This window comes from Luteimonas soli (genome assembly GCF_042648865.1).
GTDB classification, from domain to species: domain Bacteria; phylum Pseudomonadota; class Gammaproteobacteria; order Xanthomonadales; family Xanthomonadaceae; genus Luteimonas; species Luteimonas soli.
Genome location: NZ_JBHRYA010000007.1, coordinates 862,124 through 886,013, shown reverse-complemented (window position 1 = coordinate 886,013; position 23,890 = coordinate 862,124). Strand labels below are relative to the sequence as shown.

The following is a 23,890-nucleotide window of genomic DNA, read 5'->3' as shown; positions in this document are numbered from 1 at the left end:
GGCAGTGTGCCTCTGACGGAACAGGTCACGGCTTCCGCCGCTCCTGCGGAACCGCAATGGTCAGCCGGCGCGGGCTTCCAGCGCCGCCACCGCCGGCAGGGTCTTGCCTTCGAGGAATTCGAGGAACGCGCCGCCGCCGGTGGAGATGTAGGACACCTCGCCGGCGATGCCGTACTTGTCGACCGCGGCGAGCGTGTCGCCGCCGCCGGCGATCGAGAACGCGTTCGATGCAGCAATCGCGCGGGCGAGGGTTTCGGTGCCCTTGCCGAAGGCATCGAACTCGAACACGCCGACCGGGCCGTTCCAGACCACGGTGCCGGCGTTGGCGATCATCTGCGCGTAGCGCTGCGCGGTGTCGGGGCCGATGTCGAGCACCATGTCGTCGGCGCCGATGGCGTCCACCGGCTTCACGGTGGCCGGCGCGTCGGCCTTGAACTCGGGCGCGACCACCACGTCGGTGGGCACCGGGATGTCGGCGCCGCGCGTCTTGGCGTCGGCCATGATCTTTTTCGCGGTGTCGACCAGGTCCGCCTCGTACAGCGACTTGCCGACGCCGAAGCCCTCGGCGGCGATGAAAGTGTTGGCGATGCCGCCGCCGACGATCAGCTGGTCGACCTTGCCGACCAGCGACGACAGCAGTTCGAGCTTGGTGCTGACCTTGGAGCCCGCGACGATCGCCAGCAGCGGCCGCGCCGGGTTGTCGAGTGCCTTGGCGAGCGCATCGAGTTCGGCCATCAGCAGCGGGCCGCCGGCGGCCTTCGCCGCGAAGCGGATCACGCCGTGGGTGGAGGCCTGCGCGCGGTGCGCGGTGCCGAAGGCGTCCATCACGAACACGTCGCACAGCGCGGCGTAGCGCTTCGCCAACGCCTCGTCGTCGGCCTTCTCGCCGGCGTTCATGCGGCAGTTCTCCAGCAACACCAGCTGGCCGGGGGCGACGTCGACGCCGTCGAGGTAATCGCGCACCAGCGGCACCTCGCGGCCGAGCAGCTCGCCCAGGCGCGCGGCCACCGGCGCCAGCGAATCGGCCTCGCTCCAGGCGCCCTCCTTCGGCCGGCCCAGGTGCGACATCACCATCACCGCGGCGCCGGCGTCGAGCGCGGCACGCAGCGTGGGCAGCGAAGCGGTGATGCGCTGGTCGGAGGTGACCTTGCCGCCGTCGACCGGAACGTTGAGGTCCTGGCGGATCAGGACGCGCTTGCCGGAGAGGTCGAGGTCGGTCATTCGCTGGATGGTCATGGGGGTCCTGGTGGTTCGCTGGAAGGGGGGCGGTGCGCGGCCGGATCGTCCGCGGATGGACTGGCCATTGTCCCGGCGCCCGGGGATGCAGGCAAACTGGCGCGGCGCTATCGCCGTAACCGTGGCCATCACCGCTTGCGCAGGCGTGGCGGGGGCGGCGCGCTTTTGGCCCCCTCCCCTGCGAAGGCAGGGGAGGGTTGGGGAGGGGTGCTTTCAGGATCAGATCGAACCGTGACCACCCCCTCCCAGCCTCCCCCTGCCGTCGCAGGGGGAGGGGCCAGGGCAAAAGCGCCCGGTCTCGGCCGCTCCCAGGAATGTGCACCGGTTGACGCAGGTCAACGCGGCGACCCGCACCGCCGCGCACGCTGGTGGCGATGGCCGCCTGGTATCCGCTGATCCTGCTGCTGCACCTGTCCTGCGCGATCGTGTTCGTCGGCGCGGTGGCCTTCGAGGTGCTGGTGCTCGAATCGCTCCACCGGCACTTCGAGCACGAGGTCATGGCACGCATCGAAGCGGCGGTGATGGCGCGGGTGCGGCGCTTCATGCCGTTCGTGGTCGCGCTGCTGTTCCTGAGCGGTTTCGCGCTGTTCGACCTGCGCTGCGACGGCTTCGCCTGCATCGGCTCGCGCTTCGGCTGGCTGCTGTCGACCAAGGTGGCGCTGGCGTTCGCGGTGCTGGCGGTGTTCGTCACCGCGATCCGCGCCGGCATGCGTGGGACAATGGACCCGTGCCGGTTCCGGCGCACCCACCACGTCGTGCTGTGCCTGATGGCGGCGATCGTGGTGCTCGCCAAGCTGATGTTCTACTGAGCCGCGCGGCGCGCGCGGCAACCTCCCCTTCCCGATCAAGGAGTCACTTCATGTCCCAGGTCACCTTCCACGGCAATCCGGTCCGCGTCGACGGCCGTTTCCCCGTCGCCGGCGAGCAGGCCCGTCCGTTCACCCTGGTCGGCAAGGACCTGGCCGACGTGTCGCTGGCCGCGTTCAAGGGCAAGCGCAAGCTGCTCAACATCTTCCCAAGCGTCGACACCGGCGTGTGCGCGACCGCGCTGCGCAAGTTCAACGAACTGGCCTCGAAGCCGGACAACGCGGTGGTGCTGGGCATTTCCGCCGACCTGCCGTTCGCACAGGCGCGCTTCTGCGGCGCCGAGGGGCTGGAGCGGGTGGTGATGCTGTCGACGATGCGCGGCCGCGAGTTCCTCGAAAACTACGGCGTGGCGATCGCCGAGGGCCCGCTGGCCGGCGTGGCGGCGCGCGCGGTGGTCGTGGTCGACGAGAACGACCGCATCGTGCACGCGCAGCTGGTGGGCGAGATCGGCGAAGAGCCGGACTACGACGCCGCACTCGCCGCGCTGGCCTGAGCGCCCCGCTCAGCCGCCGCGCAGGGTCACCGCCGGGCCGAACGGCGAGCGCGCCTCGCCCGGTTCCGGCAGCCCCAGGCCGTAGCGCAGGCTGCGGCCGATGCGGGCGGCGTATTCGTGCAGCAGTTCGGCGTGTTCCGGCGCGAGCATCTCGTCGGCCGTGGCGCGCCACAGCTCCAGCCACTGCACGAAGTGCTCGGTCGTGATCGGGTGCGGCCGGTGCGCGGCCATCGGGTTGCCGCGGTAGGTGCCGGCGCGCAGCACCACCGAGGTCCAGAACGACACCAGCAGGCGCTTGTGCTCGTCCCAGTCGTCGACCGCGGCGTTGAACACCGGGCCAAGCGTGGGATGGACCTGGATGCGGTCGTAGAAACGGTCGACCAGTACTTCGATCTGTTCGTGGGTGGGCTGCGTGGACATGCGGGAAAGATGCGGGCGCGGCGCCGGTTCACAAGCGCCGCGCAGGAAGGGCCAAGCCTGATGATCGCGCCGATGTCGCGGAAGCGCCTTGATCCAGGTCAGGGCACTGCACGGTCGATACGACCAGACTACGCGTGTCCCCGACCGCCCCGCGCACCGTGACCCACGTCGTCACCGAGAACTGCATCAACTGCAAGCACACCGACTGCGTGGAAGTGTGCCCGGTAGACTGCTTCCACGAAGGCCCGAATTTCCTGGTCATCGACCCGGAAAGCTGCATCGACTGCACCCTGTGCGTGGCCGAATGCCCGGTCGGCGCGATCTATCCCGAGGATGACGTCCCCGGCGGGCAGGAGCATTTCCTCGCCATCAACGCCGAACTGGCGCCGCAATGGCCGGTGATCGACCGCAAGAAGCCGGCGCTGCCCGACGCAAAGCAGTGGGACGGGGTGCCGGACAAGCTGAAGCTGCTGATCCGCGAAGCCACCGGCTGAGCCCGCAGCGGGCACGACTTCCGGCATTCGGGCGCGCCGCCGCGCCCGGGCCCGGCTGAGCGATAAAAGGTCCTTCTCCCAACTGAGGGAAAAGCGGAACCGGTTCGATGTTGGCGCGCGGGCAAACGCCCGTCCTCCGCAAGCCTGCGATCCCGTGACCGGAAGTGGCCGGCGGCCTTTGGGGGGAAATCAAGGGGGAGGCATTCGCCGCAGGCGGATGCCGGAGGACATTCCCCCCCCAAAGGCCGCCGGTCGCTTCCGGCCCCCCAGATCGCGGCACCGCGTGCGATCGCACAATGCGTTGAATCGCACAATGCATTGACATGACTCCCGGAGTTGGGAGAAAAAAAGCCCCGCGAATGCGGGGCTTCTTCGATGCGGCCATGTCGCGGCTTACTTCGCGATGACGCGCACCATCTCCAGGCACTTGTTCGAATAGCCCCACTCGTTGTCGTACCAGCTCACCAGCTTGACGAAGGTGGAGTCGAGCGCGATGCCGGCGTCGGCGTCGAAGATCGAGGTGCGGGTGTCGCCGCGGAAATCGGTGGCGACCACCTTGTCCTCGGTGTAGCCGAGGATGCCCTTCAGCGCGCCTTCGCTCTGCGCCTTCATCTCGGCCTTGATCTCGTCGTAGGTCGCCGGCTTTTCCAGCTCGCAGGTCAGGTCGACCACCGACACGTCCGAGGTCGGCACGCGGAAGCTCATGCCGGTGAGCTTCTTGTTGAGCTCGGGGATCACCACGCCCACGGCCTTGGCCGCGCCAGTGGACGACGGGATGATGTTCTCAAGGATGCCGCGGCCGCCGCGCCAGTCCTTGTTGCTCGGGCCGTCGACGGTCTTCTGGGTGGCCGTGGCGGCGTGCACGGTGGTCATCAGGCCGCGCTTGATGCCCCACTTGTCGTGCAGCACCTTGGCCAGCGGCGCCAGGCAGTTGGTGGTGCACGAGGCGTTGGAGATGATCGCCTCGCCGTTGTAGGTCTTGTCGTTGACGCCGAAGACGAACATCGGCGTGTCGTCCTTGGACGGCGCCGACAGGACCACCTTCTTCGCGCCGGCGTCGATGTGCTTCTGCGCGGCTTCCTTGGTCAGGAACAGGCCGGTGGATTCGATCACCACGTCCACGCCCGCCTCGCCCCACTTCAGGCTGGCCGGGTCGCGCTCCTGGGTCAGGCGGATGGTCTTGCCGTTGACGACGATGTTGCCGCCGTCCACCTTCACGTCGCCCTTGAAGCGGCCGTGCACGGAGTCGTACTGCAGCATGTAGGCGAGGTAGTCCGGTTCCAGCAGGTCATTGATGGCGACGACCTCGATGTCGCTGCCGAAATTCTCAATGGCCGAACGCAGCACGTTGCGCCCGATGCGGCCGAAACCGTTGATACCAACCTTGATCGCCATGTCACGCTCCTGCAAGGAAAGACGGGGAAAAACCGGGGAAACCACGGAAAGGGAAAAAGCGCGTTATTTTAGCCGTTTCCCGCCCGCGCTTTCAGCCCCGCCGAGCCCTTTCCGCCATGAAAACGATGCCACGCCTGCTTTTCGCCGCCGCCCTGCTGCTGCTGGCACCCGTCGCACTGGGCTGGGCCCAGCTCGGCCACCGCCTGGTCGGCGAACTGGCGCAACGCCATCTCACCCCGGCCGCCGATGCGGAAGTCGCGCGGCTGCTGGCCGGCGAGAAGGACCCGACCCTTGCCGGCGTCGCCGCCTGGGCCGATACCCTGCGCAACGAGGACCCGCCGCGCTTCAAGGCCACCTCCAGATGGCACTACGTCAACACCGCGCCGGACGGTGGCTGCCGCTACGTCCCCGCACGCGACTGCCCGGACGGCAACTGCGTGGTCGGCGCGATCGAGAAACAGCTGGCGATCCTCTCCGACCGCAGCCAGCCGGATGCGGCTCGCCGCGACGCACTCAAGTTCGTGGTCCACTTCGTCGGCGACGTGCACCAGCCGCTGCACGCCACCAACCACACCGACGCCGGCGGCAACGGCTACCAGATCAGCCTGCGCACCGACCTGCCGCCCGAGGCCTACGCGCGCAAGCACTACGAAAACGGGGTGATGGGCACCAACCTGCACTCGGTGTGGGACTACTACATCCTCGGCACCGCCGGTTTCGGCGCCGACCGCAAGGCGGTCACGCCCTACGCCGACAAGCTCGGCGCCCTGCCCTGGCCGCCGATGACGAACGCCGGCCACAGCAGCCCGGAAGCCTGGGCCGGCGAATCCTGCCGCCTGGTCGACGCGCGCGGGCTGTACCCGGTCGGCACGCACAAGCTCGACAAGGCCTACCTCGACGAATACCGCCCGCTGGCCGAACAGCGCGTGCGTCAGGCGGCGTACCGGCTGGCGCTGGTGCTCAACGAGGCGCTGGGCGAAGGCGCGCCGGACGCAGACGAGCCGTAGGAGCGGCGGAAGCCGCGGGCCGTTGCCTTGGCCCCTCCCCTCGGAGACAGGGAGCAAGCGGAATCACTCTTGTGGGAGCGGCTTCAGCCACGAGCTTTTCAACCCGAAGACCGGAAGCTCGCGGCTTCCGCCGCTCCTACGGGCATGGCGGGGTTTCACGGGTGCCGGATTCCGTGCCTCTCCCGCCTGCGCGATACTGTCGGCTTCCGCCACGCGGAGAACTGCGATGCGTCCCGAAGTCCTGCCGTTCCGCCACGCCGGCACCGGCACCTGGAGCTACGTGGTCCTCGATCCGGCCAGTGGCGACGCTGCATTGCTCGACCCGGTGCTCGATTACGAGGCCGCATCAGGGCGCACCGGCACGCAGTCGGCGCAGGCACTTGTGGACGCGGTACGCGAGCGCGGGGCGAACGTGCGCTGGCTGCTGGAAACCCACGCCCACGCCGACCACGTGTCCGCGGCACACTGGCTCAAGACGCGGCATTTTCCCGGCGCGACGCTCGCCATCGGCGCCGGCATCCGCACGGTGCAGGAAACCTTCCGCCCGATCTTCAACCTCGGCGACGACTTCGTGGTGGACGGTTCGCAGTTCGACCACCTTTTCGCCGACGACGAGGTGTTTGCGATCGGCAACCTCCGGGTGCAGGTGATCGCGGTGCCTGGGCACACCAGCGACAGCGTCGCGTACCTGGTTGGCGATGCGCTGTTCACCGGCGACTCGCTGTTCATGCCCGACGGCGGCACGGCGCGCTGCGACTTTCCCGGCGGCAGCGCGCAGCTGCTGTACCGCTCGATCCGCCGCCTGTACGACGCGTTGCCCGACCAGACCCGCGTTTTCGTCTGCCACGACTACGGCCCGGGCGGGCGCGAACCGGCATTCGAAACCACGCTCGGCGAACAGAAGCGCGCCAACATCCACGTGCGCGGCGACACCGGCGAGGCCGAATACGTGCGCCTGCGCGAAGCGCGTGATGCGACGCTGGCGATGCCGGCGCTGATCATCCCCTCGGTGCAGGCCAACATCCGCGCCGGTGCGCTGCCGGAAGCCGAAGACAACGGCATCCGCTATTTCAAGGTGCCGCTCGATACGCTGTAGGAGCGCCTCGTGGGCGCAAGGGCATTCCCGGCGAGGTCCCGCGCCACGGGCGCTTCCGCCGGTGTGCCGCAGCCGGCGGATGACAGGCAGCGCCTGCTGCAGGACACTTGTCGCATGGCCATGTCACGACACCTGATCGCGCTCGTTCTTGTCCTGCTGCTGCCGGCCTGCACCACGACCGGCACCGCACCGCCTGCGCCTGCGCCTGCGCTGGCAACGACATCCACGCCGCTGTCCGCTGCAACTCACGACCCGCACCTGCACGCCGCGCCGCCGCAAGCGCCGGTGCTGCCTTCGCCGGTGGTGGTCCCGCTCGACGCCACCACGCTGGCCGGGCTGCCGCGCGAAACGGTCGCCGCCACGGCGCACGGCGAAACGCTGCAGTGCGAAGGCGTTGCGCTGGCGGCACTGATGCAGGTGGCCGGCGCAATGCCCGCCGAACCGCTGCGCGGCGCGCAGCTGGCCCGCTACGTGCAGGTCGATGCCCGCGATGGCTATCGCGCTGTGTTTTCGCTGGCCGAGTTCGACCCCACCCTCGGCAACCATGCCGCGTTCCTCGTCGATCGCTGCAACGGCAAGGCACTCGACGAACAGGCCGGCCCGCTGCGACTGGTCGTTCCCGGCGAAGCGCGCGCTGCGCGCTCGGTGCGGCAGGTGCGGGCGATCACCGTGATCGTGGCGCCGTGATGGCGTCTCGACGGGGAAAGCTCGCGGCTTCCGCCGCTCCTGCAACACCCGACGCGCTGTAGGAGCGGCGGAAGCCGCGAGCCTCCCGATGCAAGGAAACAATCCCGCCATGCGACTCCTCCTCGCCACCTGTTTCGTCCTCTTCGCCTGCGCCCTCCCCGCACGCGCGGCCGACGCCCCGCTCACCGTCTTCGCCGCCGCCAGCCTCAAGGAGTCGATGGACGAAGCCGCGCTCGCGTTCCAGCGTGACACCGGCCAGGCGGTTCGCGTGTCCTACGCCGGCAGCTCCGCGCTGGCGCGGCAGATCGGACAGGGCGCGCCGGCCGACGTGTTCGTTTCCGCCGACCTGGACTGGATGGACGAACTGCAGTCGAAGGGATTGATCGACATCGCCACGCGCAGCGAGCTGCTCGGCAACACGCTGGTGCTGGTGGCGCCGGAGGACAGCGTCGCGGCACCGGTCGAACTGCAGCAGGGCGCCGACCTGCGCCCGCTGCTCGGCGCGCGCGGCCGGATCGCGCTGGCGCTGGTCGACAGCGTGCCGGCAGGCAAGTACGCCAAGGCTGCGTTTACGTCGCTGGGCATGTGGGATGCGCTGCAGCCGCGCGCCGCCGAGGCCGAGAACGTGCGCGCCGCGCTGCTGCTGGTCGCCCGCGGCGAAACACCGCTTGGCGTGGTCTACGGCAGCGACGCGAAGGCCGAGCCGCGGGTGAAGGTGCTGGCGACGTTCCCGCAAGACTCGCACCCGCCGATCGTGTATCCGGTGGCGAAGGTGAAGGCGAGCCGGCATCCGCAGGCGGCCGCCTTCGTGCGCTGGTTGCACACGCCGGCGGCCGCTGCGATCTTCCGCGAACATGGGTTCAGCGTGCGCTGACGCGACCGACGACAAGCAAATCCCCCGTCCGGCGCTGCGCGCCGGCCCGCCCCCTTTTCCAAAGGGGGCTTGAAAAGCTGCCACGACTTGATCTGCGTTGGCCCCCTTTGAAAAAGGGGGCAGCAAGCGCGAAGCGCGCAGCGGGGGATTTGCTGTTGCTGTTGCTTCCCCAGCCGCACGACAGTGCTACAACTGCACCCCACACCCCAGGCACCGGCGCAGCATCCCACCGCATGTTCCACTTCACCCCCGCCGAACTCACCGCGATCGCCCTGAGCCTGAAGGTGGCCACGGTCGCCGCGCTGGCCAGCCTGCCGCTGGGCATCGCCACCGGCTGGCTGCTGGCGCGCAAGCGCTTCTTCGGCAAGGCGCTGGTCGATGCGCTGGTGCACCTGCCGCTGGTACTGCCACCGGTGGTGGTCGGCTACGTGCTGCTGGTGGCGCTGGGCAACAACGGCGTGATCGGCGGCTTCCTGATGGAGCACTTCGGCGTCGGCGTCGCCTTCCGCTGGACCGGCGCGGCGCTGGCCAGCGCGGTGATGGGCTTCCCGCTGATGGTGCGCACGATCCGGCTGTCGATCGAGTCCGCCGACCGCCGCCTCGAACAGGCTGCCGCCACGCTCGGCGCAACGCCCTGGCGCGTGTTCCGCAGCGTGACGCTTCCGCTGGCGTGGCCGGGCATCGTTGCCGGCTCGGTATTGGCATTCGCCAAGGCGCTGGGCGAATTCGGTGCCACGATCACCTTCGTTTCCGCGATCCCCGGCGAGACGCAGACGATTTCCTCGGCGATCTATGGCCTGCTGCAGGTGCCTGGCAGCGACGCCGGCATCTGGCGGCTGGCGCTGGTGGCAATGGCGATTTCGCTGCTGGCGCTGCTGGTGTCCGAGTGGCTGGTGCGGCGCCAGCGCGGCGAGCGGGCGCGCTGATGCTCGCGCTGGACATCGTCATCGAGCGTGGCACGCGCAGGGGCGGCGGCTTCCGGCGCCACGTGCGCATCGCCGACGACGCGCGGGTGATTGCACTGGCCGGGCATTCCGGTGCCGGCAAGACCTCGGTACTGCACGCCATCGCCGGGCTGGTACGACCGCGCGAAGGCCGCATCGAGATCGACGGGCGCTGCCTGTTCGACGCCGCCGCCGGCATCGACGTGCCGGTGCACGAGCGCCAGGTCGGCTACGTATTCCAGGACGCGCGGCTGTTCCCGCACCTGAGCGTGCGCGGCAACCTGCGCTACGCACGGCGCACCGGCGGGCAGGCCGCGTTCGCGTTCGACGACGTGGTCGCCCTGCTCGGCATCGGCGCACTGCTCGGACGCCACACCGCCAACCTCTCCGGCGGCGAGGCGCAGCGCGTGGCGCTCGGCCGCGCCCTGCTGTCGCAGCCGCGGATCCTGCTACTCGACGAACCGCTGTCGAACCTCGACCAGGCCCGCCGCGACGAACTGATCCCCTATCTGCAACGCGTGCGCGACGAGACCTCGCTGCCGATCATCTATGTCAGTCACTCGGCCGACGAAGTCGAACGGCTGACGCGGGCGGTGCATGTACTGGATTGACCAGCCGGGAAAGCACGTCGGGGATGTAACCCCGACCTACGGCCAACCCGCGCAGAAGCGCCTCTCGCCGTTGCCGTTGCCGTTGCCGTTGCCGTTGATCTTGATCTTCGGGACCCCTCCGTAGCGGCGGAGACGGCGGACAAGACCCCGCAGGGCGCCGCACAGGGATGTGCGGCGTTTTTCGCAGGGGCAGGATGCCCCTTCGAAAAATCCCGCCGGCTCCGCGGACCCGACACGAAGCGTCGGGCGCGAAGGCGGGGTGTGTTTCTTTGCGCCAGGTTTCTTTGCACAAGCAAAGAAAGGTGGCTCGCGCCGTCACGGCGCGAAAGCTTTTGATCTTTCTTGATTTCAGCGGAACCGGAACAGCAGGCGGGTCAAGACCCGCCCTACGATGGCGCCGCAACGCGAAAAGCGCGTCGGGGACGTAGCCCCGACCTACGGCAAGCGGGAGAATGGGGCCCATTTTTCCCGGGAATCCGGCGCTACTCCACACCATCCGACGCCCGCTGCCTCGCCACCCCCACCCGACGCGTCCCGCCACGGCTGCTGAAAGTGAACGCATAGTTCAACCGCACCGGCACGCGCCGCACCGTGATTTCGGGACCCCGGCAGTCACCCTCGTCCCGCATGGCCAGCAGCTCCGGCGGGAACTCGCAGATCATCGCCGGCGTGAACTCCCAGCGCCGCAACGCCGCATCCACCGCCTGCGCGTAGTCGCGCACCGCCGGATCGGCGCCCTGCGCGCATTCGGGCGTGGCATGGAACGGCGCCACCCGGGTCACGTCGCCGTCGGCCGACAGCCAGATCTCGGCGCAGACTTCCACCTCGACCGATCCGGCCGCGGCCGCGGGGAACACCGGCTCCGGCGACGCCAGCGCAACCGGCATCACGAACAGCTCCCGCGACTCAAGCTCGACGCGATCGCCACCCTGCGGCAGCAGCATGCGGTGGTCGACGCTGCTGCTGCGGGTCGCGCAGCCCGTCGCGACGGCAGCCAGGACCAGGCCCGCCAGCGTCCGCGCGCCGGCACCGCAGGCATGCATCGGATCAGGCCTTGCCGCCGGCCGGCGCGCTGGCCGGCGCGTCCATTGCGAAATCCACCGGCACGCGCACGCGACCGGCGACCGGCCGGCCATCCTTGATCGCCGGTTCGAATGTCCACTTCCTGACCGCCTCCAGCGTCGCCTCGTCGAACACGCCGGCCGGCTGCGACTTCTCCACCCGCACGCCCGACACGCTGCCGTCGGCGGCGACATCGACGATCACCACGACCTTGCCGGTGATCTTCGCGGCGACGGCTTCGGCCGGATACTTCGGCGGCGCCAGGTTCTTCGAGCGGATGTCGACCGACGCACCGGCGTCCGCCACGGTGGACGTCTTGCCCCGGGCGATCGCTTCGGTGGAGGCCAGGAACGACACGTTGCCGCCGTCGAAGCTGGCAACGAGGCCGGACTCCTCAGCGGCGATCTTCATCACCGTCTCGATGCTGACGCTGCTGAACTCCATCGTCACCGGCTTCTCCGCCAGCGCCTGCGGATTGAGCACGCGGATGCCGGCGCGTTCGGCGGCCTCCAGCGCGATCTCGCGCACCGGCCGGTCCACGGCGGACAGCGCGATCGTCGACGCTCCGGCCGCCGGCGACGATGTGTCTCCACCCGCAATGACCCTGGTGGCCGGACGCATCGTCCAGACGGCATAGGACGCACCGGCCACCACCACCGCGGCGGTGGCAAGGCCGGCGAATATGCGGCGCGGACCAGGAACGGGACGCTTGAGCATGGCGATTCTCTCCTTGAGTGGATGGCCGCCGAACCAATGGCAGGCCAGGGGCGCCGGCATCGCCGACAGTTGCGTCTTGACCATCGCTTCGCCGTAGACGCGGCGCGCGCGCGGGTGGCGGGCGACGACGGTTTCGTCGCAGGCCAGTTCCTGGTCGCGGCGGAAGCGGTCGGCGGCGAGCCAGGCCAGCGGGTTGAACCAGTACGCGCAGCGCAGCGCCGCAAGCAGTGCGTTGCCGAGCACGTCGCGGCGGGCGAGGTGGATGCGTTCGTGGGCGAGGATCAGCGCGCGTTCGTCGTCGCCGTAGCGGGCCTCGAAATCGGCCGGCAGCACGATCCGTGCACGCAGCCCGACTACCGCCGGCAGGCCCGCGCTGGCTTCGGCGCGCAGGTGGCCGTCGGCGCCCATGCGCAGGGCGCCGAGGCTGCGCCGGAAACGCCGCTGCACCGCGAACTGCCACAGGGCGAACCCGGCGACGCCCGCGAACCAGGCCGGCAGCAGCCACCCGACCGCGGGGGTCGTCGTGTCCAGCGGCATGCCCGCACCGACCCTGCCGACCCCGACATTGCCCGCCGCCTCCGACACCACCACCCGCACCACCCGCGCCGGCAGCGACGCGGCCAGCACCGCCAGCGGCGGCAGCAGCCACAGCAGGTAGGCAGCGTTGGCGCCGAAGGCCGAGCGCAACGGCCGGCGCAGCACCAGCACCAGCACGATCGCGGCGCTGCTGGCGCAGGTGCTCTCGACCAGCCAGCGGAACAGTTCAGCCTGCGTCATCGTCGATCTCCCCGAGCAGCTTGCGCAGTTCGGCAACGTCGGCCTCGCTCAGCCGGCCCCGCTCGCTGAAGTGCGCCACCAGCGGCGCCACGCGGCCGCCGAACAGGCGTTCGAGCAGGCCCTCGCTCTGCTGCGCCACCCACGCCTCGCGCGTGAGTACCGGCGAGTAGAGGTAGCGGCGGCCGTCGCGGACGGCATCGATCGCGCCCTTGTTGAGCAACCGGTTGAGCAGGGTCTTGACCGTCGGCTCCGCCCAGTCGGTGCTGCCCGCGAGCGCGGCGACCACTTCGTCGGCGCTGCGGGGATGGCGATCCCACAGGACCTGCATGACCTGGGCTTCGGCGTCGCTGACGGGCATGTGTTTACACCTGTAATTTTTATCGATTACACGCGTAAATATTGGCAGTGTCAAGTAGGGCGGGTCTTGACCCGCCGCCCGGCAATGCGGGCAGCGGGCAGTGATGGCGGTTGGCGGCAGTGGCGGGTCAAGACCCGCCCTACGCTGTGGGGATACGCGCCGTCGACGGCGGCCCCCACTCCACCCCTTAACGCCTCCCTCCGTACCCTGCCGCGATGACCGAATTCATCGATTCGCTGGACCTGGCCGTCGACCACATCCTCGCGCGCATCCCCGGGCCGCTGGCCGTGGGCGCGCCCCTGGGCCTCGGCAAGCCGCACCGCCTGCTCAATGCGCTGTACGGGCGCGTCGAACGCGACCCCGCGCGCACGCTGGCGCTGTACACCGCGCTGTCGCTGGACCCGCCATCGCCCGGCAAGGGGCTGGAAGGCCGCTTCCTCGGCCCGTTCGTGGCGCGCCACTTCGGCGAGGACTTCCCGCGGCTGGACTACGTGGCCGCGCAGAAGCGCGACGCGCTGCCGGCCAACGTCACGGTCGAGGAGTTCTACCTGCAGTCCGGCGCGCTGCTGGGCTCGTCGCAGGCGCAGCGGCACTACGCCAGCCTCAACTACACCCACGTGGCGCGCGCGCTGGTCGATCGCGGGCTCAACTGCGTCGTGCAGAAGGTCGCCGCGAACGCCGAGGGCACGCAGCTATCGCTGTCGTCCAACACCGACCTGACCTTCGACGCGATCGACGCCCTGGCCGGAGCGGGCTTGCCGCGGCCGCTGCTGGTGGCCGAAATCGACCCGCTGCTGCCGTGGCTGGGCGGCACGGCGGCGGTGCCGCTGGATTTCTTCGACATCGTCGTCGCGCCGCCGGCACCGTACCCGAAGCTGTTCGCGCTGCCGCGCCAGCCCGTGGGCGATGCGGAGCACGCGATCGGCCTGTACGCCAGCGCGCTGGTGCGCGACGGCGGCACGCTGCAGGTCGGAATCGGCGCGCTGTCGGACGCGCTGTGCCACGCGCTGGTACTGCGCCACGAGGACAACGCGGCCTACCGGCGCGTGCTGGCGGCGCTGGACCCGGAGCTCGAACGGCACCCCGCAGTCGTCGCCAGCGGTGGCCTCGGCCCCTTCGAGCAGGGCCTGTACGGCTGCAGCGAGATGGTCAACGAGGGTTTCAAGCTGCTGGTCGAACGCGGCGTGATGCGGCGGCGCGTGGTCGACAAGCTGCCGCTGATGCAGCGCATGGACGACGGCACGGCCAGCGAGCTGGACCGCGAACTGGTCGCGCGCGACGGCCAGTTCCTGCACGGCGCGTTCTACCTCGGCTCGCAGGACTTCTACGACTGGCTGCGCGACCTGGACGACGACACCCGCCGCGGCATCGGCATGTGCCGCGTGGGCGAGGTGAACCAGCTCTACGGCGGCAACGAAATGCTCGAACGCGCGCAGCGGCGCGAGGCGCGCTTCTTCAACACCTGCATGATGGCGACCGCGCTGGGCGCAGCGGTGTCGGACGGGCTCGACGACGGGCGCGTGGTGTCCGGCGTGGGCGGCCAGTACAACTTCGTGGCGATGGCGCATGCGCTGCCGGACGCGCGTTCGGTGCTGCTGCTGCGCGCCACGCGCGAGGCAGGCGACGGCGCCGGCTCGAACATCCGCTGGAACTACGGCCACTGCACCATCCCGCGCCACCTGCGCGATGTGTACATCAACGAGTACGGCATCGCCGACCTGCGCGGCAGGAACGACGAGGACTGCGTGATCGCGATGGCCGGCATCGCCGACGCGCGCCACCAGCGCGGGCTCATCGAGGCGGCGAAGCGCGACCGCAAGCTGCGGCGCGACTTCGTGGCACCGGAGGCGTGGTCGCGCAACACGCCCGCACGCCTGCGCGAGGCCCTGGCCCCGTTCCGCGCCGACGGCACCCTGCCCGACTATCCGCTGGGCAGCGATTTCACCGACGTCGAGCAGCGCCTGCTCAAGGCGCTGGGCTGGCTGAAGGCGCGCACCGGCAACGCCGGCGGCAAGGCCCGCACGGTGACCGCGGCGCTGCTGTCACCCGGCGCACGCGACGACGCGGCACTGGCGCGGATGGAGTTGTCGGCGCCAAAGGGTGCTGGCGAATGGCTGCAGGCGCGGTTGCTGCGGCTCGCGCTGGCGAAGACGCAGCCCCCCGCGAATTCGTAGGAGCGGCGGAAGCCGCGATGGTGCCGCCGGGAAAGCATCGCAGCTTCCGCCGCTCCTACGAAACCCGGTCCAGCCGTAGGGCGGGTCTTGACCCGCCGCATGATGGTTGGGCAATGGAATGGCGCGATGCGCGATGCCGGGCGGCGGGTCAAGACCCGCCCTACGCTATTTCAGGGAACGCTCCGCCTCGACCACGTGCTCGACCGTGAAACCGAAGTGCGGCATCAGGTCTTCGATCGGCGCGCTGGCGCCGAAGGTGTCGATGCCGACCACCGCGCCGTCCAGGCCCACGTACTTGCGCCAGAAGTCGGTGACGCCCGCCTCGATGGCAACGCGCTTGCGACAGGCATTCGGCAGCACCGCTTCGCGATACTCCGCCGGCTGGCGGTCGAACACGTCGGTCGACGGCATCGACACCACGCGCACCTTGTCTCCAAGTTGCGCGGCCGCCTGCATCGCCAGGTCCACCTCCGAACCGGTCGCGATCAGGATCAGTTCCGGCGCGCCGTTGCTGTCCTTCAGCACGTAGCCGCCGCGCGCGATGTCGGCCACCTGTGCGTCGCTGCGCGGCTGGTGGGCGAGGCCCTGGCGCGAGAACACCAGGCAACTCGGGCCGTCGCGGCGCTCGATCGCCGCGCGCCAGCACACCGCCGATTCCACCGCATCGCAGGGACGCCAGACGTCGTTGCCGGGGATGTAGCGCAGGCTCGCCAGATGTTCGACCGGCTGATGCGTGGGACCGTCCTCGCCCAGGCCGATCGAGTCGTGGGTATAGACGTGGATCGCGTGCGCGCCCATCAGCGCGCTCATGCGCACGGCGTTGCGCGCGTAGTCGCTGAACACGAGGAACGTGGCGTCATAGGGAATGAAGCCACCGTGCACGGCAAGGCCGTTGCTGATCGCGGTCATCGCGAATTCGCGCACGCCGAAGTAGATGTAGTTGGCGTTGGGGCTGTCACCAACCACCGTCTTGCTGCCGCTCCACAACGTCAGGTTGGAGCCGGCCAGGTCGGCCGAGCCGCCGATCAGCTCCGGCAGGTGCGGCGCGAACGCCTCGATCGCCATCTGCGAGGCCTTGCGCGAGGCGACCTTGGGGCCGTCGGCCTGCAGCTTGGCGATGTAGGCATCGGCTTCGGCGGCGAAATCTTCCGGCAGTTCGGCGTGCGAGCGGCGCACCAGTTCCTCGGCCAGCGCCGGGTGGCGCGCGGCGTACTGGTCGAACATCCGGTTCCACTGCTCCTCGCGCACCAGGCCCGCGTTGCCGGCGCGCCAGCCGTCGCGGATGTGCTGCGGGATTTCGAACGGGCCGTAGTCCCAGCCCAGCGCCTTGCGCGTGGCCTCCACCTCGTCCTTGCCCAGCGCGGCGCCGTGCGAGGACTCCTTGCCGGCCTTGTTGGGCGAGCCGAAGCCGATCGTGGTGCGGCAGCAGATCAGCACCGGCTTGTCGTCGTGCGCCATGGCCTGATCGATCGCCGCCTTGACCGCGTCGGCGTCATGGCCGTCGACGTCGCGGACCACGCGCCAGCCGTAGGCCTCGAAGCGCGCCGGCGTGTCGTCGGTGAACCAGCCCTCGACCTCGCCGTCGATCGAGATGTGGTTGTCGTCCCAGAACGCGACCAGCTTGCCCAGGCCCAGCGTGCCGGCGAGCGAGGCGGCCTCGTGCGAGATGCCTTCCATCATGCAGCCGTCGCCCATGAACACCCAGGTGCGATGGTCGACGATGTTGAATTCCGGGCGGTTGAAGCGCTGCGCCAGCAGCTTTTCCGCCAGCGCCATGCCCACGGCGTTGGCGAAGCCCTGGCCGAGCGGGCCGGTGGTGGTCTCCACGCCCGGGGTGACGAAGTTCTCGGGATGGCCCGGCGTCAGCGACCCCAGCTGGCGGAAGTTCCTGATCTGCTCGATCGGCAGGTCGTAGCCCGACAGGTGCAGCAGCGCGTACTGCAGCATCGAACCGTGGCCGTTGGAGAGCACGAAGCGGTCGCGGTTGAACCACTTCGGGTTGTTGGGGTTGTGGCCCAGGTAGTCGTTCCAGAGCACCTCGGCGATGTCGGCCATGCCCATCGGCATGCCCGGGTGGCCGGAGTTGGCGGCCTGCACGGCGTCGATGGCGAGGAAACGGATGGCGTTGGCGAGATCGCGGCGGCTGGGCGTCGTCATGGGGGCAGTCACGGAAGGCGGCGCCCGGCGATTCGCGGGCGGCACATTGTCCCACGCCTCCCGGAGGAAGCAAAAAGCCCGGGGCCGGATTGAGCCCCCTTTGGAGAGGGGGCAGCGGAGCGAAGCGTAGCGGGGGATTTGCTCCTAGCCTTGCCCTGCGCAAGCAACGTCAAGAGCAAATCCCCCGTCCGGCGCTATGCGCCGGCCTGCCCCCTTTTGCAAAGGGGGCGAAGTCGACGCGCAGATCAGCGCGACCACTGGCAGCGAGCCGGACGGCACGCCGGCGGTGCCGATGCCGCCGAGGATGCACACCAGCATCACCATCATCGGCCTTGGCAGTTCAAGCCCCCTTTGGAAAAGGGGGCGGCGGAGCGAAGCGCAGCGGGGGATTTGCTCCTGGCCTTGGCCTGCGTTGGCAAAGTCAAAAGCAAATCCCCCGTCTGGCGCTGCGCGCCGGCCTGCCCCCTTTTGCAAAGGGGGCGAAGTGGGGCTACGCGCTTGCCGGTTCGTCCAGCGCCGTGGTTTCCGGCTCGCCCTTCGACACCATCGCCGCGATGCCCAGGTCGCCGGTGACGTTGACCACGGTGCGCGACATGTCGAGGAAATGGTTCACGCCCAGGATCAGGCCGATGCCTTCCGGCGGCACGCCCACCATCGCGCAGATCAGCGCCACCACCGGCAGCGAGCCCGAGGGCACGCCGGCGGTGCCGATGCCACCGAGGATGCACACCAGCATCACCATCACCTGCTGGCCGATCGTCAGCTCCACGCCGAAGAATTGGGCGAGGAAGATCACCGTCACGCCCTCGAACAGCGCGGTGCCGTTCTGGTTGGCGGTGGCGCCGATGGTCAGCACGAAGCGCGACACGCGCCTGGGCAGGCCCAGCTCTTCGTCCGCCACCCGCAGCGCGGTCGGCAACGTAGCATTGCTCGACGCCGTGGAGAAGGCCATCAGCATCGCCTCCTGCACGCCCTTGAAGAACCGCACCGGCGAGTAGCCGCCGATGAACTTCAGCGCCAGCGAGTACGTCACGAGCGTATGCAGCACCAGCGCCCCGAACACCACCGCCACGTACGCGCCCAGCCGCACCAGCAGCTCCCAGCCGAACAGCACGGCAAGGTTGAACATGAAGCAGAACACCGCGTACGGCGCCAGCTTGATGACCAGCCCGATCAGGGTCATCGAGACCTCGAACAGGCCCTCGATGCCGCGGCGCAGCGTCTCGATCGCCGGCGTCGTCTTGCTGACCACAATGCCCACGCCGAACATCAGCGCGAAGAACATCAGCGCCAGGATCGAGGCATTGCTCGACGCTGCGCCGACGACGTTGTCCGGCACGATCGACAGCAGCATGTCCAGGCCGCTGGCCTGGCCCTGGCTGTCCTGCACGATGGCCTGCGCGCGCTCGGCGCCCTCGCTGAGCAGCTGCTGCGCGAGCACCGGGTCCACGCCGGCGCCGGGCTCGAACACGTCCACCATCACCAGGCCCAGCACCACCGCGATGCCCGACAGCAGGATGGTGTAGCCCAGCGTGCGCCAGCCGATGCGGCCTAGCGAGCGGATGTCGCCCATCTCGGTCACGCCCGTCACCAGCGCCGAGAACAGCAGCGGCACGATCAGCATGAAGATCAGCGACAGGAACAGCTGGCCGAACGGCCGGGTGATCCCGTGCACGATCACCTCCACCACCGGGCGGCAGTACCACGCAGGCTCGCCGGCCACGCAGGCGGCGGAGCCCAGGTCGACGGGCGTCCATCCATGCAGCCCCGTGTAGTACACGATCAGGCCAAGGACGAGGCCGAGGAAGAAGCCGATGCCGATCTTCCAGTGCAGCGGCATGGCCGCCCTGGCGGGCGTGGTCGGTTCGGTCATGGGCGTGGTTCGCTCGCGCGCGGGAAGGTCCGGAGCTTAGCAAACCGGGGCAGGCGGCCAGCCGCAGGCACGGCGACCGACGCCATTTCGATGGAATCGACCGTACTGCGGAGCGATGCCGCGCGCATGCGGCACGACGGCTCCGGCGCGCCGCGGAACGCCGTCACCGCTGCGGATACAGCGGGGGCAGCGGCGGAGTGTCGACCTTGCCCTGCTCGTGCCAGCGCGGGCCGCCGGCAAACGCCGCACGCAGCCCGGCGCGCGCGGCCGGGCCATCGCCATCGCCCCATCGCGCGCGCTGCAGCTGCGCGACGGCGTCGCGCTGCGCGTCATCGGCGAGGCGCTCGCGCACGGCGTCGAGGTCTGCCGCGGGCGGGTCGGCCATCGCGCACAGCACTTCGGCAACCTCGCCGAAATCGCCGTTGTCGAGCACGCGCTTCAGGTCGCGCAGGCCTGCTCCGGATTTCGGTGGTTCGGCGCGTTTGTCGTGCTGCGGTGCCGCCTGCGGCCTGCGCTGCAGTGCCCACGCCAGCGTAGCCAGCCACAGCAGCGCGAAGCCGGCCGTGGCCCAGGCCCAGGCCCGCGCATCGCCGGACGCGCCAGGCACGCGCACGGCGCCGCCGTCTCCGTCGGTGACTTCGCTGCCCGCAGCACCCGGCTGCGCACCCGGCGCATTGCCACCCGGAACGCCGGGCCCCACCTGCAGCTGCAGGTCCGGCAGCGACGCGGTGCGCGCGACGGCCGCGCGCACGTCCCACCATGCGATGCGCGGGCCGGGGATGCGCAGCGCACCGCTGCGCGAGGGCACGATCGAGAACTTGCGCGTCACCGTGACGCTTGGCCGGCCGTTCTCGAAGGTCTCGTCGGTCTGCGCGGGCTCGGCGAACACCTGTGCGCCGTCGATCGACGGCAGCTCGATCTCCGGGAACTGCGCCGCCGTCGCGCCGTCCGCGCGCGCCTCGATGGTGACCGTCGCCGCTTCGCCAGCACGCGCATGCTGCGGCGTGGCCAGGTAGCGCAGCCCGAGGCCGCGCAGCGGCAGCCATGGTTGCGGCGCCTTTGCCGGGACCGGGCGCACGGTGATGAAGCGCGGCGCGCCGTTGGCACTCAGCTCGCGCGAGCCATCGCCGAACATGTCGTCGAAGAAACCGCCGCTGCCGCGCCCGCTGAAGCGTGCACCGGGGATGGTCAGCGGTCCGCTGCGCTCGGGAACCAGCAGGAAGCGGCGCTCGACCACCGTATAGCGCTTGCCGCCGACCAGGCGCGTGTACTGCAGGTCGCTGCCGACGCGCTGCAGCGAGGCGCCGTCGGGCGCGGCCTGGTCCAGCTGCCCGGAGACCAGCGGCGTGGCGTAGTACAGCCGCAGCGTGTAGCCCACCGACTGCTGCACGTAGGGGTCCTCGTCGTCGATCTGCGCCTCGATGAAGGCCGCGCTGCCGGCGCGCGCGGGCGGCGGCGCTTCGGTGACGGTCAGCGACAGCGGCTGCGTCTGCTGGCCGCCCACCTCCAGCGCCGGCACCGTCAGCAGGCCTTCGCGCCTGGGCTGCAGGGCGACGGCGAACAGCATCCGCGTGCTGGCGCGTCCGTTGACGATCTCCACCTGCCGGCTGCTGCTGTTGCCGCTGACGACGAAATCCTTCTCCAGCGGCGACCAGTCGGGCGCTTCGGAGCCCGCGTTGCTGGTCTCGACGTTGAGGGTCAGGGTTTCGCCGAGCGCGACCTGGTCGCGATCGATCCAGGCCCGCACCTGCGCCTGCGCGGCGAAGCTGGCAGACAGCAGCAGCAGGCAGGCCAGCGATATGCACCAGCGTGGCATCAGCGTTCTCCGGTTTTCTGGCGGCGCTCGTGTTCGAGCCGGAACTTGGCGCGCAGCAGGCCGCCGGGGTCGTCGGGCACGCGTCGCAGCCAGGCTTCGTTGGCGCGCTGCTTCTCGCGTTCGGCGGCGCTTTGCGCGGCCGCCTGCTCGCCGGCCCGCGGCTTGCCGTCGTCGGCGCGTTCGCCCTCCGCCTGTGCTTTGTCCAGCGCCTGCTGCATGCGCGCGCGCTGCTCGGCGTCGGCCTTGCGCTGGGCGTCGGCGTCGGCCGGTTGCGGTGGCGAATCAGGTTGCGACGGCGGTTGCTGTTCGTCGCCGGGGTTGCGTGGCTTTCCCTGGTCGGGCTTGTCCTGCGATTCGCGCGACCCGGACTCGGAGGATGACGGCGGCTGCTGGCCGGACTTCCCGTCCGGATTTGACGCATCATCGTTCGGCTTGCCGCTGTCCGGGTTTTGCTGCTCGTCGCCGCGACCTCCGGACTGCTGTGAAGGCGGCGGCTTGCGCTTCATCGCCGCCTCGACCAGCTTGCGGTTGGCGATTGCGTCGGCCATGCCCGGCTGCTGTGCCAGCGCCTGGTCGTAGGCCTGGATGGCGTCTTCGTAGCGGCCGGCACGCGCCAGCGCATTGCCTCGGTTGTAGGCCGCATCGGCGCCGGGCAGCGCCTGCCAGGCATCAGTGGCGGCAGCGTAATCCTTGCGACGATATGCATCAGCGCCTTCCTGCATGCGCTCATGCCGCACCTGGTCGCCGCGGCGCCAGAGTGTTCCGTCTTCGGCCGCCAGCACCTGCTGCCACGGCAGGCAGGCGCACAGCAGCAGCGCCGCGATGCCGCCGCCGCGCCGGAACGCAAACAGCCCCAGCAGCATCAGCGGCAGCAGCAGCCAGTAGCCGTCGTCGCGCCAAGTCGCAGCCTTGCCCGCTGCGACATCCTGCCCGCCCGCCGATGCGTCGAGCACGCCGAGCGCGGCAAGATCGCCGGTTCCGGCGGACAGCATTTCGTAGCGTCCGCCACCGGCGCCGGCGAGCGCGCGCAGCGACGCTGCGTCCAGGCGCGTGTGGGTGATCGTGCCCTGCCCCGTACGATAGGCGGCACCGGCCGGCGTACCCAGCCCCAGCACGGATACGCGATAGCCGGCGCGCTTCGCATCGGCAGCGGCGCCGCGTGCACGCGCGTCGCCCTGGTTGCCGATCAGCAGGATGTCGCCCCGGGTGAATCCCGCCTGCCTGAGCAACCGCACCGCCTGTTCGATGCCGCTGGCCGGGTTGCTGCCGTCGACCGGCATCACGTCAGGGCCGAGCGAATCGAGGAACAGCGCCACGTTGGCCGCGTCGCGCGTGAGTGGCGCAACGGTGTAGGCGTCGTCGGCGAACACCACCAGCCCGACCTGCCCGCCGCTGCGCTGTTGCAGCAGCGTCGCCAGCTTGGCGCGCACCTGCAGCAGGCGCGAGGGCGGCAGATCGTTGGCGAGCATCGCGCTCGACATGTCGAGCACCACCACCAGCGGCGCCTCGCCCTGCAACAACGGTTGCTCGCCCTGGCGCCAACTCGGCCCAGCCATCGCCAGCACCGCGATGGCGAAGCCGAGCAGCAGCACGCACAGCGCCGCGATGCCGCGCCGGCCTTCGCTGCGGTCGAGCAGGTGCGGCAGCAGGTGCGCATCGACCGCGCCGCGCCACGCGCTGCGCCGCAGCCTGCGCTGGCGCCAGGCCCATGCGAGCAACGGCAACGCCAGCAGCGCCCACAGCCAGTGCGGGCGCAGGAAATGCAGCGCCTCGAATGCCTGCGCGAGCGCCTGCGGGTTCACGCCACGCTCCTCGTGCGCAGCGGCAATCGCATGCCGCGCGGCAGCAGGAAGCCCAGCAGCCAGCACAGCAGCGCCGTCGCCAGCGGCCACGGATACCGCTCCAGCCGCGGGCGCACGCTTTCGCCCGGGCGCTGCACCGGTTCGAGACGGTCGATTTCCGCGTAGATGCCGGCCAGCTCGGCGGTGTCGCGCGCACGGAAGGCGCGCCCGCCGGTGATGTCGGCGATGCGCTTGAGCGTGGCCTCGTCCATGCTGTCGCCGCCGCCGGGCATCGGCATGCGGAAGCCGAACACGGACATGTCGCCGCCCTCGCCGCCGAACGCGATGGTATGCACGCGCACGCCGTTGTCGCGCGCCAGTTCCGCCGCCTTGACCGGGTCGAGCTGGCCGGCGTTGCTGACGCCGTCGGTGAGCAGGATGAGTACGCGCTGCCCGGCCGGCTGCGCGCGCAGGCGCTTGACGGCCAGGCCGATGGCGTCGCCGATCGCGGTTTCGCGCCCGGCAAGGCCGACCACGCTGTCGCGCAGCTGCTGGCGCACGCTTTCGCGGTCCAGGGTCAGCGGCGCCAGGGCGTAGGCCTTCTGGCCGAAGACGAGCAGGCCGACGCGGTCGCCGGCGCGGCGGTCGAGGAAATCGGCGATCACCGCCTTGGCGGCGGTGAGGCGATCGACGATGGCGTTGCCGAGGGTCATGTCCTCTTCGCCCATGCTGCCGGACAGGTCGACGGCCAGCATCAGGTCGCGCCCGGCCTGCGGCGGCTGCACCGCTTCGCCCAGCTGCTGCGGACGCGCCGCCGCCACGCACAGCAGCAGCCACGCCAGCCACAGCCACCACGATGCGCGGCCGCCGCGCGCCAGGCCGCTGCCGCCTGCGATCGCGTCCAGCCGCGTGCCGTACGGCACCTTGAGCGCAGCCGATGCGCTGCGCGCGGCGGGCAGCAGGCGCCGCACCAGCCACGGCAGCGGCAGCGCCAACAGCAGCCACGGCCAGGCGAAGCCGGCAAAGCTTGGCCAGATCGCGGTCATGGGCG

At 70.2% G+C, this 23,890-nt stretch carries 21 protein-coding genes; 10 read left to right on the top strand and 11 right to left on the bottom strand.

Translation table 11 applies throughout. From position 1 onward, the window contains the following. Positions 1-60 precede the first annotated feature (60 nt). Positions 61-1,236: a phosphoglycerate kinase gene (locus tag ACFONC_RS11330; RefSeq protein ID WP_386744112.1), complete on the bottom strand. Its 1,176-nt coding sequence runs from the start codon at positions 1,234-1,236 to the stop codon at positions 61-63. Positions 1,237-1,610: 374 nt separating this feature from the next. Here ACFONC_RS11330 and ACFONC_RS11325 point away from each other — a divergent pair, with 374 nt between their 5' ends. Both ACFONC_RS11325 and tpx read left to right on the top strand, forming a co-directional pair. Then, positions 1,611-2,045 carry a hypothetical protein gene (locus ACFONC_RS11325; RefSeq protein WP_386744110.1) on the top strand — a complete coding sequence of 145 codons (435 nt, stop codon included), beginning with the start codon at positions 1,611-1,613 and terminating at the stop codon, positions 2,043-2,045. A gap of 50 nt (positions 2,046-2,095) precedes the next feature. Then, complete coding sequence (gene tpx, locus ACFONC_RS11320; RefSeq protein ID WP_386744108.1) at positions 2,096-2,596, top strand: thiol peroxidase; 501 nt, start codon at positions 2,096-2,098, stop codon at positions 2,594-2,596. A gap of 9 nt (positions 2,597-2,605) precedes the next feature. Here tpx and ACFONC_RS11315 read toward each other — a convergent pair whose 3' ends face one another. After that, on the bottom strand, positions 2,606-3,016 hold the full coding sequence (locus tag ACFONC_RS11315; protein WP_386744106.1) for a group III truncated hemoglobin: 411 nt from the start codon (positions 3,014-3,016) through the stop codon (positions 2,606-2,608). 158 nt (positions 3,017-3,174) lie between these two features. On the opposite strand from ACFONC_RS11315, the gene fdxA reads away from it, so the two are divergent. Further along, positions 3,175-3,510, top strand: a complete 336-nt coding sequence (fdxA, locus tag ACFONC_RS11310) for a ferredoxin FdxA (protein WP_386744653.1) — start codon at positions 3,175-3,177, stop codon at positions 3,508-3,510. 393 nt (positions 3,511-3,903) lie between these two features. Here the strand turns inward: fdxA and gap are convergent, their stop codons facing one another. Beyond that, positions 3,904-4,905, bottom strand: coding sequence for a type I glyceraldehyde-3-phosphate dehydrogenase (gene gap / locus ACFONC_RS11305; RefSeq protein WP_386744105.1), 1,002 nt, complete (start codon positions 4,903-4,905; stop codon positions 3,904-3,906). Positions 4,906-5,030: 125 nt separating this feature from the next. On the opposite strand from gap, the gene ACFONC_RS11300 reads away from it, so the two are divergent. The 6 genes from ACFONC_RS11300 (at position 5,031) to ACFONC_RS11275 (ending at position 10,124) form a co-directional block, all read left to right on the top strand. Then, positions 5,031-5,912, top strand: a complete 882-nt coding sequence (locus tag ACFONC_RS11300) for a S1/P1 nuclease (protein ID WP_386744103.1) — start codon at positions 5,031-5,033, stop codon at positions 5,910-5,912. A gap of 226 nt (positions 5,913-6,138) precedes the next feature. Further along, positions 6,139-7,008 carry an MBL fold metallo-hydrolase gene (locus ACFONC_RS11295; RefSeq protein WP_386744102.1) on the top strand — a complete coding sequence of 290 codons (870 nt, stop codon included), beginning with the start codon at positions 6,139-6,141 and terminating at the stop codon, positions 7,006-7,008. Positions 7,009-7,122: 114 nt separating this feature from the next. Next, positions 7,123-7,695, top strand: coding sequence for a molybdopterin-dependent oxidoreductase (locus ACFONC_RS11290; RefSeq protein WP_386744101.1), 573 nt, complete (start codon positions 7,123-7,125; stop codon positions 7,693-7,695). 109 nt (positions 7,696-7,804) lie between these two features. Continuing rightward, on the top strand, positions 7,805-8,569 hold the full coding sequence (modA, locus tag ACFONC_RS11285; RefSeq protein WP_386744099.1) for a molybdate ABC transporter substrate-binding protein: 765 nt from the start codon (positions 7,805-7,807) through the stop codon (positions 8,567-8,569). Between the two features lie 233 nt (positions 8,570-8,802). Further along, the gene (modB, locus tag ACFONC_RS11280) at positions 8,803-9,495 is read left to right on the top strand and encodes a molybdate ABC transporter permease subunit (RefSeq protein WP_386744097.1); all 693 of its coding nucleotides are present in this window, start codon (positions 8,803-8,805) and stop codon (positions 9,493-9,495) included. Continuing rightward, complete coding sequence (locus ACFONC_RS11275) at positions 9,495-10,124, top strand: ATP-binding cassette domain-containing protein (RefSeq protein WP_386744095.1); 630 nt, start codon at positions 9,495-9,497, stop codon at positions 10,122-10,124. The genes modB and ACFONC_RS11275 overlap by 1 nt, the downstream gene beginning before the upstream one ends. A gap of 482 nt (positions 10,125-10,606) precedes the next feature. Here ACFONC_RS11275 and ACFONC_RS11270 read toward each other — a convergent pair whose 3' ends face one another. Genes ACFONC_RS11270 through ACFONC_RS11260 form a run of 3 tightly spaced genes read right to left on the bottom strand, consistent with a single transcriptional unit; the run spans position 10,607 to position 13,038 of the window. Beyond that, positions 10,607-11,167: a hypothetical protein gene (locus ACFONC_RS11270; RefSeq protein WP_386744093.1), complete on the bottom strand. Its 561-nt coding sequence runs from the start codon at positions 11,165-11,167 to the stop codon at positions 10,607-10,609. Between the two features lie 4 nt (positions 11,168-11,171). Continuing rightward, on the bottom strand, positions 11,172-12,680 hold the full coding sequence (locus ACFONC_RS11265) for a TonB family protein (protein WP_386744092.1): 1,509 nt from the start codon (positions 12,678-12,680) through the stop codon (positions 11,172-11,174). Next, complete coding sequence (locus ACFONC_RS11260; RefSeq protein WP_386744091.1) at positions 12,667-13,038, bottom strand: BlaI/MecI/CopY family transcriptional regulator; 372 nt, start codon at positions 13,036-13,038, stop codon at positions 12,667-12,669. The genes ACFONC_RS11265 and ACFONC_RS11260 overlap by 14 nt, the downstream gene beginning before the upstream one ends. A gap of 215 nt (positions 13,039-13,253) precedes the next feature. Here ACFONC_RS11260 and ACFONC_RS11255 point away from each other — a divergent pair, with 215 nt between their 5' ends. Continuing rightward, positions 13,254-15,212, top strand: a complete 1,959-nt coding sequence (locus ACFONC_RS11255; protein WP_386744089.1) for an acetyl-CoA hydrolase/transferase C-terminal domain-containing protein — start codon at positions 13,254-13,256, stop codon at positions 15,210-15,212. Positions 15,213-15,377: 165 nt separating this feature from the next. Here the strand turns inward: ACFONC_RS11255 and tkt are convergent, their stop codons facing one another. From tkt to ACFONC_RS11230, 5 genes are all read right to left on the bottom strand, one after another. After that, positions 15,378-17,369 (bottom strand): transketolase, encoded by a 1,992-nt coding sequence (tkt, locus tag ACFONC_RS11250; protein ID WP_386744087.1) that lies wholly within the window; start codon positions 17,367-17,369, stop codon positions 15,378-15,380. A 490-nt stretch (positions 17,370-17,859) separates the two neighbouring features. Further along, positions 17,860-19,242: a dicarboxylate/amino acid:cation symporter gene (locus ACFONC_RS11245; RefSeq protein ID WP_386744086.1), complete on the bottom strand. Its 1,383-nt coding sequence runs from the start codon at positions 19,240-19,242 to the stop codon at positions 17,860-17,862. 163 nt (positions 19,243-19,405) lie between these two features. Next, positions 19,406-21,058 (bottom strand): BatD family protein, encoded by a 1,653-nt coding sequence (locus tag ACFONC_RS11240; RefSeq protein ID WP_386744084.1) that lies wholly within the window; start codon positions 21,056-21,058, stop codon positions 19,406-19,408. Beyond that, positions 21,058-22,860, bottom strand: a complete 1,803-nt coding sequence (locus ACFONC_RS11235; protein WP_386744082.1) for a VWA domain-containing protein — start codon at positions 22,858-22,860, stop codon at positions 21,058-21,060. Before ACFONC_RS11235 ends, ACFONC_RS11240 begins: the two co-directional genes overlap by 1 nt. After that, positions 22,857-23,885 (bottom strand): vWA domain-containing protein, encoded by a 1,029-nt coding sequence (locus ACFONC_RS11230; protein ID WP_386744080.1) that lies wholly within the window; start codon positions 23,883-23,885, stop codon positions 22,857-22,859. The genes ACFONC_RS11235 and ACFONC_RS11230 overlap by 4 nt, the downstream gene beginning before the upstream one ends. Between the last annotated feature and the right edge of the window lie 5 nt (positions 23,886-23,890).